Here is a 14,435-nt window from a genome sequence, read left to right as displayed (position 1 = left end):
GGCAACACCGGCGGACCGGCGGAGCCGGTTCCGCGGTGTTTCCCCCATGAATAAGTACTTCTATGACCGCTGAAGAGCTCAAAGCCATCATCGCCGCCGGGCTGCCGTGCGAGCACATTGCGCTCGAGGGCGATGGGCGGCACTGGTATGCCACCATCGTCTCGGCCGAGTTCGAGGGCCAGCGTGCGATCCGGCGACACCAGAAGGTCTACGCGACCCTGGGTGCGAAAATGCATACCGACGAGGTGCATGCACTGTCGATGAAGACCTACACCCCTGCCGAATGGGCAGCGGCGGAAAAATAACAAGCGGCCCTTTTGGCCACCACCACTCGCTGGACTCCAGATGGACAAATTGTTGATTCGCGGCGGGCGCACGCTCCGCGGCGAGGTGTTGATTTCCGGCGCCAAGAACGCCGCCTTGCCCGAGCTCTGCGCGGCACTGCTGACGGCCGAGCCGGTCACGCTGCACAACGTGCCGCGCCTGCAGGACGTGGCGACCATGCTGCAACTGGTGCGCAACATGGGCGTGACCGCCAAGCGCGACGACAACGGCACGGTGAACATCGATGCCGGTGCGCTCAGCAATCCGGAGGCGCCTTACGAGCTGGTCAAGACCATGCGCGCCTCGGTGCTCGCGCTGGGCCCGCTGCTCGCGCGCTTCGGCAAGGCGCGCGTGTCGCTGCCGGGTGGCTGCGCGATCGGTTCGCGGCCGGTCGACCAGCACATCAAGGGCCTGCAGGCGATGGGGGCCGAGATCACGGTCGAGCACGGCTACATGGTGGCTGGCCTGCGCAACGGCGCCAAACGGCTGCATGGCGCGCGCATCACCACCGACATGGTTACCGTCACCGGCACCGAAAACTTTCTGATGGCCGCGGCGCTGGCCGAAGGCGAAACCGTACTCGAGAACGCGGCCCAGGAGCCCGAGATTCCCGACCTGGCGGAGATGCTGATCGCCATGGGCGCGAAGATCGAAGGCCATGGCACCAGCCGCATCCGCATCCAGGGTGTCGAACGCCTGCATGGCTGCAAGCACCAGGTGGTGGCGGATCGGATCGAGGCCGGTACCTTTCTATGTGCCGTGGCTGCGGCCGGCGGCGACGTGTTGCTGCGGCATGGCCGTGCCGACCACATGGATGCGGTGGTCGAGAAGCTGCGCGAAGCCGGTGCCACGGTGACGGCCGTGGAGGGCGGGGTGCACGTGAAATCGACGGGCCGGCTCAAGGCCCAAAGCTTCCGCACCACCGAATACCCCGGTTTCCCGACCGACATGCAGGCCCAGTTCATGGCGCTCAATGCGATTTCGCAAGGCACCTCGACCGTGACCGAAACCATCTTCGAGAACCGCTTCATGCACGTCGACGAGATGCTGCGCCTGGGCGCCCGCATCCAGACCGACGGCAAGGTGGCCGTGGTCGAAGGCGTGCCGCAGCTTTCGGGCGCCACCGTGATGGCGACCGACCTGCGCGCTTCGGCGAGCCTCGTGATTGCGGGCCTCGTGGCCGATGGCGAAACGCTGGTCGACCGCATCTACCACCTGGACCGGGGCTACGACCGCATGGAAGCCAAGCTGCGCGGCATCGGTGCCGACATCGAACGGGTGAGCGCATGACGATCACGATCGCTCTGTCCAAAGGCAGGATCTTCGACGAGACCCTGCCGCTGCTTGCCGCCGCCGGCATCGAGGTCACCGAAGATCCGGAAAAATCACGCAAGCTGATCCTGCCGACCACGCAGCCCGATGTGCGCGTGCTGCTGGTGCGTCCGTCGGACGTGCCGACCTACGTGCAGTGGGGCGGTGCCGACCTCGGCGTGACCGGGCTCGACACCATGCTCGAGCACGGCACGGCGGGTCTCTACCTGCCGCTCGACCTGAAAATCGCGGCCTGTCGCATGAGCGTGGCGGCGCGCGCCGATTTCGACTACGCCTACGCAGTGCGCCAGGGTGCGCGGCTCAAGATTGCGACCAAGTTCGTCGCCATCGCGCGCGACTTCTTCGCCGCCAAGGGTGTGCACGTCGACCTGATCAAGCTCTACGGCAGCATGGAACTTGCGCCGCTGACCGGGCTGGCCGACGCCATTGTCGACATCGTCTCGACTGGCAACACGCTCAAGGCCAACCACCTGGTGGAGGTCGAACGCATCATGGACATCAGCGCCCGCCTGGTGGTGAACCAGGCCGCGCTCAAGCTCAAGCGCGAGCCGATCCGCCGCATCATCGACGCCTTCGCGTCCGCGATATGAAGCTCTCCCCCAGGCTCCCCCACTTCGTGTGGTCCGCCAACCCCCTCGCCGGGGGCAACACCAGCGGCCCGGCAAAGCCGGTTCCGCGGTGTTCCCCGAAATGACCATGAAAGCTACTCCCTCTCGCCTCTCAACCACATCAGCCAGCTTCGACGCTGAATTCAAGGCGCGACTGCATTGGTCGGCCGAGGCCGATGCGGCGATCGAGCAGGTGGTGGCCGACATCCTGGCCGATGTGCAAAAGCGCGGCGACCTGGCGGTGCTCGAGTACACCAACCGCTTCGACGGCCTGAGTGCCACTTCGGTTGCGGAGCTGGAACTCACGCAGGACGCGCTCAAGGCCGCCTTCGACGGCTTGCCGGCGGCGCAGCGCGACGCGCTCGACGCGGCCGCGCGCCGGGTGCGCAGCTACCACGAGGCGCAGAAGAAGGCCTCGGGCGAAAGCTGGAGCTACCGCGATGCCGACGGTACGCTGCTGGGCCAGAAGGTCACGCCGCTCGACCGTGTCGGCATCTACGTGCCGGGCGGCAAGGCAACGTATCCGTCGTCGGTGCTCATGAACGCATTGCCGGCCCACGTGGCCGGTGTCGGCGAAATCATCATGGTCGTGCCCACGCCGCGTGGCGAAAAAAATGCGATGGTGCTGGCGGCCGCCTACATCGCCGGTGTCACGCGCGTGTTCACCATCGGCGGCGCGCAGGCCGTGGCGGCGCTGGCCTATGGCACCGAGACCGTGCCGCCGGTCAACAAGATCACCGGCCCCGGCAACGCCTACGTGGCCGCGGCCAAGCGCCGCGTGTTCGGCACGGTGGGCATCGACATGATTGCCGGCCCGAGCGAAATCCTGGTGCTGGCCGACGGCAGCACGCCGCCCGACTGGGTGGCGATGGATCTGTTCAGCCAGGCCGAGCACGACGAACTCGCGCAGAGCATCCTGCTGTGCCCCGACGCGGCCTACATCGACCGGGTGCAGGCCGAAATCGACCGCTTGCTGCCCACCATGCCGCGCGCCGAAATCATCGCAGCCTCGCTCAACGGCCGCGGCGCACTGATCCACACCCGCAGCATGGAAGAGGCCTGCGAGATCAGCAACCGCATCGCGCCCGAACATTTGGAAGTCAGCAGCAGCGACCCGCACCGCTGGGAGCCGCTGCTCAGGCATGCCGGCGCGATCTTTCTCGGCGCCTTCACCAGCGAAAGCCTCGGCGACTACTGCGCCGGACCGAACCATGTGCTGCCGACCAGCGGCACGGCGCGCTTCAGCTCGCCGCTCGGCGTCTACGACTTCCAGAAGCGCTCGAGCCTGATCGAGGTCAGCGAAGCGGGCGCGCAGGTGCTCGGCCCTATCGCGGTGACCCTGGCCGAAGGCGAGGGTCTGCAGGCGCACGCCGAAGCCGCACGGCTGCGGATCAAGCAGGAATCCCTGGCATGAACCGCCTCATTGCTTTGCTCGTCGTAGCAGCCGCCTGCGCCTCTGCCCAGGCCATGACCATCCGCGAACTGCGCACGCTCGAAGCCAACGAGAAAGACGGGAAGGCCTACGCCAGCTACTACCTGGTCGGCGTGATGGAAGGCCTGCGCGAAGCCAGCGAAGCGGAGAAGCGCACCGGCCAGAAGCCGCTGTTCTGCATCGAAGGCCGCAGGCTCGAACCGGCGATGGCCCGCTCGCTCTACCAGGGCGAACTCGCGCGCAATGCCAGCAGCTACGAGGCCGACATGCCGGTGCAGCTGGTGATGTCGGGCGCACTGCAAAACAGCTTTCGTTGCACACGCTGAACCGCTTTTTCTCCTCATGAACGCTGCTGCCGACATCACTGCTCCCGCCAACCCCGCGCTGGGCCGCATCCGCGCCGATGTGCAGTCGATGCACGCCTATGCCGTTCAGGATGCGCGCGGCCTCCTCAAGCTCGATGCGATGGAGAACCCGCACGGCCTGCCCCCCGCGTTGCAGGCCGAGTTGGGCGCGCGCCTCGGTGCGCTGGCGCTCAATCGCTACCCCGGCGACCGCGGCAACGATCTCAAGCGCGCACTGGCCGCGCACGCATGCATGCCCCAAGGCTTCGCGCTGATGCTGGGAAACGGCTCCGACGAGCTGATCTCGCTGCTCGCGATGGCCTGCGACCTCCCAGGGGCCGGCGTCCTGGCGCCGGTGCCGGGTTTCGTCATGTATGCGATGAGCGCGCAGTTGCAGGGCCTGAAGTTCACCGGCGTGCCGCTGACTGCCGACTTCGAACTCGACGGCGCCGCGATGCTGGCGGCGATCGCGCGCGACAAGCCGGCCATCGTCTACCTCGCCTACCCGAACAACCCGACCGCCAACCTGTGGGACGACGCGGTCATCGAGAAGATCGTCGAAGCGCAGGGCGCGCAGGGTGGCCTGGTCGTGATGGACGAGGCCTACCAGCCCTTCGCGGCGCGCAGCTACATCGACCGCATCCAGCGCCATCGCCACGTGCTCCTGATGCGCACTCTCAGCAAATTCGGCCTGGCCGGCGTGCGGCTGGGGTACCTGATGGGGCCCGCTGCGCTGATCGCCGAAGTCGACAAGGTGCGGCCGCCCTACAACATCAGCGTGCTGAACTGCGAGTGCGCGCTGTTCGCGCTGGAGCATGCGGCGGTGTTCGAAGCGCAGGCCGAGGCCATCCGCGCCGAACGCGCGAAACTTCTGGCCGGACTGGCACAGCTGCCGGGGCTGAAAGTCTGGCCCAGCGACGCCAACATGGTGCTGGTGCGTGTTCCGGATGCCACAAAGGCCTTCGACGGACTCCGGGCGCGCGGCGTGCTGGTGAAGAACGTTTCTAAAATGCACGAACTGCTGGCGAACTGCCTGCGCCTGACCGTCGGAACGGCCGACGAAAATGCGCAGATGCTCGCGGCGCTTCGAGACTCCTTATGAACACCCCCACGGCACCTGAAGCAGTCGTTGCGGCCGGCGCGCGCACGGCCTCGGTCACGCGCAACACTGCCGAGACGAAAATCACCGTCAGCGTCAACCTCGACGGCACCGGACGGGCGCGGCTCGCCACCGGCATCGGCTTTTTCGACCACATGCTCGACCAGATCGCCCGCCACGGGCTGATCGACCTCGAGATCGACTGTCAGGGCGACCTGCACATCGACGGCCATCACACCGTGGAAGACGTCGGCATCACGCTGGGCCAGGCGGTAGCCCGGGCCGTGGGCGACAAGAAGGGCATCCGCCGCTACGGCCATGCCTATGTACCGCTCGACGAGGCGCTGTCGCGCGTCGTGATCGACTTCTCCGGACGCCCCGGCCTCGAGATGCACGTGCCGTTCACAAGCGGAATGATCGGCACCTTCGACAGCCAGCTCACCTACGAGTTCTTCCAGGGCTTCGCGAACCACGCCTTCGTCACGCTGCACATCGACAACCTGAAGGGCGTGAACGCGCACCACCAGTGCGAGACGGTGTTCAAGGCCTTTGCCCGCGCGTTGCGTGGCGCGCTCGAACTCGATCCGCGTTCCGCGGGCGTCATTCCATCGACGAAGGGTTCCCTCTGACAAATAACACTGTCGCGGTCGTCGACTACGGCATGGGTAACCTGCGCTCGGTCTCGCAGGCGGTGCAGCATGCGGCCGACCAGGTTGGCGTGCAGGTGTTCGTCACGTCCGACCCTGACGTGGTGCGCAAGGCCACGCGCGTGGTGCTGCCGGGCCAGGGCGCGATGCCCGACTGCATGCGCGAACTGCGCGATTCGGGCCTGCAGGAATCGGTGCTCGAAGCCGCTGCCAACAAACCGCTGTTCGGCGTCTGCGTCGGAATGCAGATGCTGCTGTCGGCCAGCGACGAAGGCCCGACCGACGGCCTCGGGCTGATTCCGGGCCAGGTGGTCAAGTTCGAGCTTGCGGGCCGCATGCAGCCCGACGGCAGCCGCTACAAGGTGCCGCAGATGGGTTGGAACCAGGTTCGGCAGGCCCGGCCGCACCAAGTGTGGGCGGGCGTTCCCGACAGCAGCTACTTCTATTTCGTGCACAGCTTCTACGCGCGGCCTGCCGACGCCAAGCACAGCGTGGGCGAAACCGACTACGGCGCGCCGTTCAGCGCAGCGATCGCGCGCGATAATATTTTTGCGACCCAGTTCCATCCCGAAAAGAGTTCGGAGCACGGGTTGCAGCTCTACCGCAATTTTCTCCACTGGAACCCTTAAAGCCGCCTTCGGGTTGCCTTGCCTCGCCATGCTGTTGATTCCCGCCATCGATCTCAAGGACGGTCACTGCGTTCGCCTCAAGCAGGGCGACATGGACCAGTCCACCATCTTCAGTGAAGACCCGGCCGCGATGGCGCTCCAGTGGCTTGAAGCCGGCGCGCGGCGGTTGCACCTGGTCGACCTGAACGGCGCCTTCGCCGGCAAGCCGCAGAACCATGCCGCCATCAAGGCGATCCTGCGCGCGGTGGGCGACGACATCCCGGTGCAGCTCGGCGGCGGCATCCGCGACCTCGACACGATCGAGCGCTACATCGACGACGGCCTGCGCTACGTGATCATCGGCACCGCCGCGGTCAAGAACCCGGGCTTCCTGAAAGACGCGTGCAGCGCTTTCGGCGGCCACATCATCGTCGGGCTGGACGCGAAAGACGGCAAGGTCGCGACCGACGGCTGGAGCAAGCTCACCGGCCACGAGGTGGCCGACCTCGGCAAGAAGTTCGAGGACTACGGCGTCGAATCGATCATCTACACCGACATCGGCCGCGACGGCATGTTGTCGGGCATCAACATTGAGGCCACGGTCAAGCTCGCGCAGGCGCTCACGATCCCGGTGATCGCGTCGGGCGGCCTGTCGAACATGGCGGACATCGAACGCCTCTGCGCAGTCGAATCCGACGGCGTCGAAGGCGTGATCTGCGGCCGCGCGATCTATTCGGGCGACCTCGACTTCGCCGCAGCCCAGGCCAGGGCCGACGAACTCGCCAACACGCAGTAGGCGCTTCAGCGCGCTGAGGCGCGCTGAAGCCTTTCCTATTCCGACTTGACCGCCATGGTTTGCAGGATGGTTTCGAGCTGCGGGCTCATGGGCAGGTCGATGCTCGTGCCCGAGGGCAGCTTGCGCAGGAACCAGCGCTTGTACTGACGCTCGATCTCACCGTCCTGCGCCAGCATCTGGAAGGTCTCGTTCACCACGCGGGCCATCTGCGGATCGTCCTTGCGGTACATCACGCCGTACGGGTCGTATGAAAGGAAGTCGCCGACCACCTCGTAGGCGCTCTGTCCCTGCGACGCCGCCTTGTCTTCGGCGATGAAGCCATAGAGCAGCACGTCGTCGGTGGCGAACGCCTCGGCCTTGCCGGCTTTCACCAGTCCGAACGATTCGGCATGGTCGGCCGACACCACGATGTTCAGCCCGAGCTTGAAGCGCTCCGACAAGTCCTTCATGGTCTTTTCGTTGGTGGTGCCGGCAGTCACGGCCACCGTCTTGCCGGCCAGGTCGCGGAAGGTCTTGACGGGCGAGCCCTTCTTGACGAGCAGCTTGGTGCCCGAGACGAACAGCGTGGGCGAGAAGGCCACGCGCTTCTGGCGCTCCAGGTTGCTGGTGGTCGAGCCGCATTCCAGGTCGACCTGGCCATTGGCCACCGCGTCGATGCGCGAGGCCGGGGTCACGGGCACCCACTTGATGGCCAGGGTCTTGTGCACCGCGTCGCCGATAGCGTCGACCAGCTGCTTGCAGAGCTCGATCGAGTAGCCGATCGGTTCCTTGCGCGCCGACAGGTACGAGAACGGAATCGACGACTCGCGGTAGCCGATGGTTACGGCGCCGGCATTGCGCACCTTGGCGAGCGTGCCGGTGAGCGACGCATCGGTCTGCGTCTGTGCCACCGCCACACCGAGCCCCGAGGCCAGCAGCCCCGCGGCCGCCAGCCTGCGGGCCAGTCTCCATGCCGAACGTGCGGAGTTCATGGCCGTACTCAGGCGTGCGCCGGATGGGCCAGCGTGGCTGAGAGCTCGGCGTCGATCGCGCGGGCATTGGCGGCGGCCTCGGATTCCGGCATCAGCTCGCCTTCCCACTTGGCGACCACGGCGGTGGCGATCGAGTTGCCCACCGCGTTGGTGGCCGAGCGACCCATGTCGAGGAAGGTGTCGACGCCGAGGATCAGCAGCAAGCCGGCTTCGGGAATGTTGAACTGGTTCAGCGTGGCGGCGATCACCACCAGCGAGGCGCGCGGCACGCCGGCCATGCCCTTGGAGGTGAGCATCAGGATCAGCAGCATCGTGATCTGGGTGCCGAGCGGCAGCTCGATGTTGTAGGCCTGTGCGATGAACAGCACCGCGAAGGTGCAATACATCATCGAGCCGTCCAGGTTGAACGAGTAGCCCATCGGCATCACGAAGCTGGAGATCTTGCGCTTCACGCCGAAACGGTCGAGCGCGTCGAGAATCTTCGGGTAGGCCGCTTCCGAGCTGGCCGTGGCGAAAGACAGCAGGAAAGCCTCCTTGATCAGCACCAGCAGCTTGAACACGCGCGGGCCGAGGAACAGGAAGCCGGCACCGATCAGCACCGCCCACAGCACGAACAGCCCGAGGTAGAAGTCGCCCATGAACACGGCGAACTTGAGCAGGATCTCCAGCCCATTGACGGCCACGGTGGCGGCCATGGCGGCCATCACGGCCAGGGGGGCCAGCTTCATCACGTAGCCGGTGATCTTCAGCATCGCGTGGGACAGCTCGTCGATCGCGGCGACCAGCGTCTTGGCCTTGTCGCCCAGCGATGCCAGCGCCACCCCGAAGAACATCGAGAACACGACGATCTGCAGGATCTCGTTGTTGGCCATGGCTTCGGCGAACGACTTCGGCACCAGGTGGCTCACGAAGTCCTTCAGCGTGAACTTGGAGGTGGCCAGGTTGGCCGAGGCACCAATATCGGGCAATGGCAGCCCCAGGTTGTGGCCCGGCTGCAGCAAGTTGGCCATGATGAGGCCCAGAATCAGCGAGATCAGCGAGGCGGTGACGAACCAGCCCAGCGCCTTGCCGAACACGCGGCCCACCGAAGCGGCGTCGCCCATGTGCGCGATGCCGACCACCAGCGTCGAGAACACCAGCGGGCCGATCAGCATCTTGATCAGCCGCAGAAACACGTCAGACATGATCGAGATGTAGCCTGCGATCTGGGACGCAGCCTTCTTGTCGGGAAAGCTGATGAAGATCATGTAGCCAAGCACGATCCCGATCACCATGGCGATCAGGATCCAGATGGCGGGTGGCAATTTCTTTTTCATCTGAGCCCCTTTTGTTGAAAGAAATTCGGGAGTTGTCGTCCGGCAGCGATTTCATGCCAAATCCGTGCCCGCGCCAATGGGCGGCCATGCAAATCGTGCCTGCCGTTATGCGGGCGGCTTCGAACGGCGGCGCGGCGCTCCCTAGAATCGACCCCATGCCGACCCAGTCCCTTGAATTCCGTGGCCAGCCGGCGCTGGCCTTGACCCTGCCGGAGGGCGGCCGTGCGGTGGTCTCGCTGCACGGTGCGCAGCTGCTCTCGTGGACCACGGCCGACGGTGTCGAGCGCATCTATCTGAGCCCCGATGCGCTGTTCGATGGCCGCAGCGCCATTCGCGGAGGCGTGCCGGTCTGCTGGCCGCAGTTCAACCAGCGCGGCGCGCTGCCCAAGCACGGCTTTGCGCGCAACCTGCCGTGGCAGGCGGTGCCCGGCAAGGAGGGGCAGCTCGCTCTGGCCCTGCGCGACGACGAAGCCACGCGCACCCTCTGGCCGCACGCGTTTCGCCTGCAACTGACGGTGGCGCTGGCGCCGCGCCAGCTGCGGGTGGCGATCGACGTGACCAACACCGGCGGCGCGCCGATGAGTTTTGCGCTGGCATTGCACAGCTACTTGCGCGTCGACGACATCGCGCAGGCGCGGCTCGAAGGGCTTCGGGGCGCCAATCGCTGGGATGCGGTGCGCGACGACCGCCATGTCGAGATGGCAGAGGCCCTGCGCTTCGACACCGAATTCGACAGCGTCTATGCCGCGCCGTCGGGCCCGCTGAAACTGGTGCAGCCGTCGGGCACCTTGCAGATCGCCCAGAGCGCGGGCTGCACCGAAACCGTAATCTGGAACCCCGGCGCAGCGCTCAGCGCCAAACTGGCCGACCTGCCGGATGACGGCTGGCGCCACATGCTCTGTGTCGAGGCTGCGCGCATCGATGAGAACGTGCTGCTGGCGCCGGGCGCGCAATGGCAGGCCTGGCAACAACTCACCGTCCTTTGAACAACAACCCCATGCTGGCCAAACGCATCATTCCCTGCCTCGACGTCACCGGCGGCCGTGTCGTCAAGGGCGTCAATTTTCTCGAATTGCGCGACGCCGGCGACCCGGTGGAAATTGCCGCGCGCTACAACGCACAGGGCGCCGACGAACTCACTTTCCTCGACATTACCGCCACCAGCGACGGGCGCGACCTGATCCTGCCAATCATCGAAGCGGTGGCTTCGCAGGTGTTCATTCCGCTCACGGTCGGCGGCGGCGTGCGCACCGTGGCCGACGTGCGCCGGCTGCTCAATGCGGGCGCCGACAAGACCAGCTTCAACTCGGCCGCCATCGCAGACCCGCAGGTGATCGAGGCGGCCTCGCACAAGTACGGTGCCCAGTGCATCGTGGTGGCCATCGACGCCAAGCGCCGCACCGCAGAAGACGAAACCCGCATCGGCGCGGACGGCAAGGCCGCCGGCCCGGGCTGGGACGTCTACAGCCACGGCGGCCGCAAGAACACCGGCCTTGACGCGGTGCAGTGGGCCGTCGAGATGGTGCGCCGCGGTGCCGGCGAGATCCTGCTGACCAGCATGGACCGCGACGGCACCAAGAGCGGTTTCGACCTGGCGTTGACCCGCGCGGTGAGCGACGCGGTCAGCGTGCCGGTAATCGCCTCGGGCGGCGTCGGCAATCTCGACCACCTGGCCGACGGCGTGCAGCAGGGCGGCGCCGACGCGGTGCTGGCGGCCAGCATCTTCCACTACGGCGATCACACGGTAGGCGAGGCCAAGGCGCGCATGGCGGCGCGCGGCATTCCGGTCCGGCTGTAGCGGACAATCGCCGGATGAACTGGCTTGACGAAGTGAAATGGGACGCGAGCGGCCTGGTGCCGGTGATCGCGCAGGAGCAGGGCAGCAACGACGTGCTGATGTTCGCCTGGATGAACCGGGAAGCGCTCGCCAAGACGGCCGAGCTGGGCCGGGCCGTGTACTTCAGCCGGTCGCGCAACAAGCTCTGGTTCAAGGGCGAGGAGTCCGGCCACGTGCAGACCGTGCACGAGATCCGGCTCGATTGCGACAACGACGTGGTGTTGCTCAAGGTGAGCCAACTGGGCCACGAGCCGGGCATCGCCTGCCACACCGGCCGGCACAGCTGCTTTTTCAGCAAATACGAAAACGGCCAGTGGACAGTGGTCGAACCGGTCTTGAAAGACCCCGAGGCGATCTACAAGTCATGACGGAAACCCTGAGTACCGACGCCCTGGATCGCCTGGCGGCGATCATCGAGACCCGCCTTCCGGCGCGCGGCGGCGACCCCGAGAAGAGCTATGTGGCGCGCCTTTTGCACAAGGGCCCCGACGCATTCCTGAAGAAAATCGGCGAGGAAGCCACCGAGGTAGTGATGGCCGCCAAGGACGCCGACCACGGCGGCGATCGCGCAAAAATAGTGAACGAAGTGGCAGATTTGTGGTTCCACAGCATGGTGGCGCTGGCCCACTACGGACTCACGCCGCGCCAGGTGATCGCCGAGCTGGAGCGCCGAGAGGGCACCAGCGGCATCGAGGAAAAGGCCCTGCGCAAGGCGCAGGATCGCGAAGCTTCCAACGACTGAACGGGAAGAAAAAGCCATGGCCAACGAAATCATCGACGTGACGCCGAACGAGTCGCTCAAGACGATCGGCTGGATCAGCTACTTCATGCACCTGATCGTCGCGATCGGCGCGGTGCTGCCGGGCGCGCAGGCGTCCATCGCACTGCTGCTGATTGCGCTGGTCATCGACTTGGTCAAGCGCGACGACGCGGCCGGCACCTGGCAGGCCTCGCACTTCAGCTGGCGCATCCGCTCGGTGCTGTGGGCTGGCGTGCTGTACGTGGTGACCTCGCCCCTCTGGCTGCTGCTGCTGGCGCCGGGCTGGATCGCATGGGCGCTGATTTCGCTGTGGTTTCTCTATCGCATCATCAAAGGAATGGTTCGCATGAACGCCGGTCGACCGATGGAGCCTGCCAATGTCGTCTGATCCGAGCTGCATTTTCTGCAAGATCGTCGAGGGCAAGATTCCCTCGCGCAAGATCTACGAAGACGACGAGCTGTTCGGCTTCCACGACATCGCGCCCTGGGCGCCGGTGCATTTCATGCTGGTGCCCAAGCGCCATATTCCCTCGATGGCGCAACTGACGCCCGACGACGCCGCCTTGATGGGCAAGATCATGACGCTGGCGCCGAAGCTCGCGGTCGAGGCCGGCTGCAACCCGTATCCCGCAGGCGGTTTTCGCGTGGTGGTGAACACAGGCGCCGAGGGCGGACAGGAAGTCCATCATCTCCATGTTCACGTCATGGGCGGCCCCCGACCCTGGTTGCGTGGCTGACTTCGCCGCCCGACTAAAATTCGATACATTCTTCAGGAGTCATCCATGGGTTCATTTTCAATCTGGCACTGGCTGATCGTGCTGCTGATCGTGGTGATGGTGTTCGGCACCAAAAAACTGCGCAACATGGGCGGTGACCTCGGCGGCGCCGTCAAGGGTTTCAAGGACGGCATGAAAGACGGTGCCACCAGCGACACCGCGACCACCACCCCGCCGGCGCAGGTGAGCGGCAACCCCGCTGCCGACAAGTCGACGATCGACGTCGAAGCCCGTCAGAAGTCCTAAGCGCTCGTGCTCGACCTCGGCATCGAAAAGATGGCGCTGATCGGCGTGGTGGCGCTGATCGTCATCGGGCCCGAAAAGCTGCCGCGCGTGGCGCGAACCGTCGGCACCTTGCTCGGCAAGGCGCAGCGTTACGTGAACGACGTCAAGGCGGAGGTCAACCGCTCGATGGAGCTCGACGAGCTTCGCAAGATGAAGAGCACCGTCGAAGAAGCGGCGCGCGATGTGGAGCACAGCATCCACAACGAGGCGAACGCGATCGAAAAGAGCTTCAAGGACACCGGCGACGGCGGCTACACCGCCTTGTCGGATGTCGTGCCCACCTTCCCCGAGTACAAGCATCCACGCAAGAACTGGCGCCTGAAGCAGGGCGCCACGCCGCAGTGGTACAAGTCGCGCAACGGCGTGCGCACCAAGGCGCTGTCGGGCGCGGCGCGCGTGGCGCGCTTCCGGCCCCACAAGATCAACTGAACCCGGGTTACTGAGCGCCCTCGCGCGCCGGACTTCGCACCGGCCAATTACTTTTCCCCATGGCCGAATCCCCGAACAACAACAAAGAAGACGAGCTCGCAGGCACGGAGCAGCCCTTCGTGCAGCATCTGGTCGAGTTGCGCGACCGCCTGCTCTACTGCTGCTATGGCCTGGCCGTGGCGGCGGCGCTGCTGGCGATCTGGCCCGGCCCGAGCGGGCTGATCGACCTGATCGCTGTGCCGATCCGCGCCCACATGCCGGCCGACGCCAAGCTGATCGCCATTGGCGTCTTCTCGCCGTTCTTCGTGCCGCTCAAGGTGCTGGGCATGACGGCGGTGCTGCTGGCCTTGCCCTGGCTCATGTACCAGATCTGGATGTTCGTGGCGCCCGGGCTCTACAGCCACGAGAAGCGGTTTGCCTTGCCGTTGATCTTCTTCGGCAGCATGCTGGCCTACGGCGGCATCGCGTTCGTGCAGTTCTTCGTGCTCGACAAGATGTTCGGCTTCATCCAGAAGTTCACCCCGGCCTCGGTGTCGGCGACGCCCGACATCTCGTCGTACGTGGAGGCGATCCTGTCCCTCTATATCGCGTTCGGCGTGGCATTCCAGGTGCCGATCGTGGTGATGCTGCTGGTGCGCTTCGAGATGGTCACCATCGAGAAGTTGCGCGCGTTCCGTGGCTACTTCATCGTGGTCGCGTTCATCGTCGCCGCGGTGCTGACGCCGCCTGACGTGGTGTCGCAACTGGCGCTGGCGATCCCGATGTGCCTGCTCTACGAAATCGGCATCGTCGCGGCGAAGTACTTCGTGCGGCACAGCAAGGCGCCGGGCGAAGACGCCGACACCAGCGCCGATTCCGCCAAGCCCTGAGC

20 protein-coding genes are annotated in these 14,435 nt (G+C 65.7%); 18 read left to right on the top strand and 2 right to left on the bottom strand.

Features of this window, described 5'->3' with window-relative positions; translation table 11 throughout:
* The first annotated feature begins 62 nt into the window (after positions 1-62).
* From QTI05_RS04100 to hisA, 9 genes are all read left to right on the top strand, one after another.
* On the top strand, positions 63-305 hold the full coding sequence (locus QTI05_RS04100) for a BolA family protein (RefSeq protein ID WP_286541890.1): 243 nt from the start codon (positions 63-65) through the stop codon (positions 303-305).
* A gap of 40 nt (positions 306-345) precedes the next feature.
* Positions 346-1,614 (top strand): UDP-N-acetylglucosamine 1-carboxyvinyltransferase, encoded by a 1,269-nt coding sequence (murA, locus tag QTI05_RS04095; RefSeq protein ID WP_286622997.1) that lies wholly within the window; start codon positions 346-348, stop codon positions 1,612-1,614.
* Positions 1,611-2,246 (top strand): ATP phosphoribosyltransferase, encoded by a 636-nt coding sequence (gene hisG, locus QTI05_RS04090; protein WP_286622996.1) that lies wholly within the window; start codon positions 1,611-1,613, stop codon positions 2,244-2,246. The genes murA and hisG overlap by 4 nt, the downstream gene beginning before the upstream one ends.
* Positions 2,247-2,346: 100 nt before the next feature.
* Positions 2,347-3,678 carry a histidinol dehydrogenase gene (gene hisD / locus QTI05_RS04085; protein ID WP_286622995.1) on the top strand — a complete coding sequence of 444 codons (1,332 nt, stop codon included), beginning with the start codon at positions 2,347-2,349 and terminating at the stop codon, positions 3,676-3,678.
* Positions 3,675-4,022, top strand: a complete 348-nt coding sequence (locus QTI05_RS04080; RefSeq protein WP_286541894.1) for a hypothetical protein — start codon at positions 3,675-3,677, stop codon at positions 4,020-4,022. Before hisD ends, QTI05_RS04080 begins: the two co-directional genes overlap by 4 nt.
* Positions 4,023-4,038: 16 nt before the next feature.
* Positions 4,039-5,142: a histidinol-phosphate transaminase gene (gene hisC, locus QTI05_RS04075; RefSeq protein ID WP_286622994.1), complete on the top strand. Its 1,104-nt coding sequence runs from the start codon at positions 4,039-4,041 to the stop codon at positions 5,140-5,142.
* Positions 5,139-5,768 (top strand): imidazoleglycerol-phosphate dehydratase HisB, encoded by a 630-nt coding sequence (gene hisB, locus QTI05_RS04070; protein ID WP_286541896.1) that lies wholly within the window; start codon positions 5,139-5,141, stop codon positions 5,766-5,768. The genes hisC and hisB overlap by 4 nt, the downstream gene beginning before the upstream one ends.
* Entirely contained in the window at positions 5,765-6,415 is a 651-nt protein-coding gene (gene hisH, locus QTI05_RS04065; RefSeq protein ID WP_286543524.1) for an imidazole glycerol phosphate synthase subunit HisH, read from the top strand. Before hisB ends, hisH begins: the two co-directional genes overlap by 4 nt.
* A gap of 28 nt (positions 6,416-6,443) precedes the next feature.
* Positions 6,444-7,190 (top strand): 1-(5-phosphoribosyl)-5-[(5-phosphoribosylamino)methylideneamino]imidazole-4-carboxamide isomerase, encoded by a 747-nt coding sequence (hisA, locus tag QTI05_RS04060; protein WP_286541897.1) that lies wholly within the window; start codon positions 6,444-6,446, stop codon positions 7,188-7,190.
* Positions 7,191-7,225: 35 nt separating this feature from the next.
* Here hisA and QTI05_RS04055 read toward each other — a convergent pair whose 3' ends face one another.
* Together QTI05_RS04055 and QTI05_RS04050 are read right to left on the bottom strand one after the other, a co-directional pair.
* Positions 7,226-8,161 carry an amino acid ABC transporter substrate-binding protein gene (locus tag QTI05_RS04055; RefSeq protein ID WP_286622993.1) on the bottom strand — a complete coding sequence of 312 codons (936 nt, stop codon included), beginning with the start codon at positions 8,159-8,161 and terminating at the stop codon, positions 7,226-7,228.
* Positions 8,162-8,169: 8 nt separating this feature from the next.
* Entirely contained in the window at positions 8,170-9,477 is a 1,308-nt protein-coding gene (locus QTI05_RS04050) for a dicarboxylate/amino acid:cation symporter (RefSeq protein ID WP_286622992.1), read from the bottom strand.
* 155 nt (positions 9,478-9,632) lie between these two features.
* Between QTI05_RS04050 and QTI05_RS04045 the strand changes: the two genes are divergently transcribed.
* From QTI05_RS04045 to tatC, 9 genes are read left to right on the top strand one after another with little or no spacing between them, the layout of a single operon-like run.
* The gene (locus QTI05_RS04045; protein ID WP_286622991.1) at positions 9,633-10,463 is read left to right on the top strand and encodes a D-hexose-6-phosphate mutarotase; all 831 of its coding nucleotides are present in this window, start codon (positions 9,633-9,635) and stop codon (positions 10,461-10,463) included.
* 11 nt (positions 10,464-10,474) lie between these two features.
* Positions 10,475-11,275 carry an imidazole glycerol phosphate synthase subunit HisF gene (gene hisF / locus QTI05_RS04040; RefSeq protein ID WP_286622989.1) on the top strand — a complete coding sequence of 267 codons (801 nt, stop codon included), beginning with the start codon at positions 10,475-10,477 and terminating at the stop codon, positions 11,273-11,275.
* A gap of 14 nt (positions 11,276-11,289) precedes the next feature.
* Positions 11,290-11,682 carry a phosphoribosyl-AMP cyclohydrolase gene (hisI, locus tag QTI05_RS04035; protein WP_286622987.1) on the top strand — a complete coding sequence of 131 codons (393 nt, stop codon included), beginning with the start codon at positions 11,290-11,292 and terminating at the stop codon, positions 11,680-11,682.
* On the top strand, positions 11,679-12,056 hold the full coding sequence (locus QTI05_RS04030) for a phosphoribosyl-ATP diphosphatase (protein WP_286541903.1): 378 nt from the start codon (positions 11,679-11,681) through the stop codon (positions 12,054-12,056). Before hisI ends, QTI05_RS04030 begins: the two co-directional genes overlap by 4 nt.
* Before the next feature lie 16 nt (positions 12,057-12,072).
* Positions 12,073-12,462, top strand: coding sequence for a DUF4870 family protein (locus QTI05_RS04025; protein ID WP_286541904.1), 390 nt, complete (start codon positions 12,073-12,075; stop codon positions 12,460-12,462).
* The gene (locus QTI05_RS04020; protein WP_286541905.1) at positions 12,452-12,811 is read left to right on the top strand and encodes a histidine triad nucleotide-binding protein; all 360 of its coding nucleotides are present in this window, start codon (positions 12,452-12,454) and stop codon (positions 12,809-12,811) included. The genes QTI05_RS04025 and QTI05_RS04020 overlap by 11 nt, the downstream gene beginning before the upstream one ends.
* Positions 12,812-12,856: 45 nt before the next feature.
* A complete protein-coding gene (gene tatA, locus QTI05_RS04015; RefSeq protein WP_286541906.1) occupies positions 12,857-13,096 on the top strand; it encodes a Sec-independent protein translocase subunit TatA in 240 nt (79 codons plus the stop codon).
* Positions 13,097-13,102: 6 nt separating this feature from the next.
* On the top strand, positions 13,103-13,564 hold the full coding sequence (tatB, locus tag QTI05_RS04010) for a Sec-independent protein translocase protein TatB (RefSeq protein ID WP_286622986.1): 462 nt from the start codon (positions 13,103-13,105) through the stop codon (positions 13,562-13,564).
* 59 nt (positions 13,565-13,623) lie between these two features.
* Positions 13,624-14,433: a twin-arginine translocase subunit TatC gene (tatC, locus tag QTI05_RS04005; RefSeq protein WP_286622985.1), complete on the top strand. Its 810-nt coding sequence runs from the start codon at positions 13,624-13,626 to the stop codon at positions 14,431-14,433.
* The last annotated feature ends 2 nt before the right edge of the window (positions 14,434-14,435 follow it).

It is taken from the genome of Variovorax fucosicus (genome assembly GCF_030316825.1).
In the GTDB taxonomy this organism is placed as follows: Bacteria; Pseudomonadota; Gammaproteobacteria; order Burkholderiales; family Burkholderiaceae_C; genus Variovorax; species Variovorax fucosicus.
This window is presented reverse-complemented; position numbering and strand designations above follow the sequence as displayed.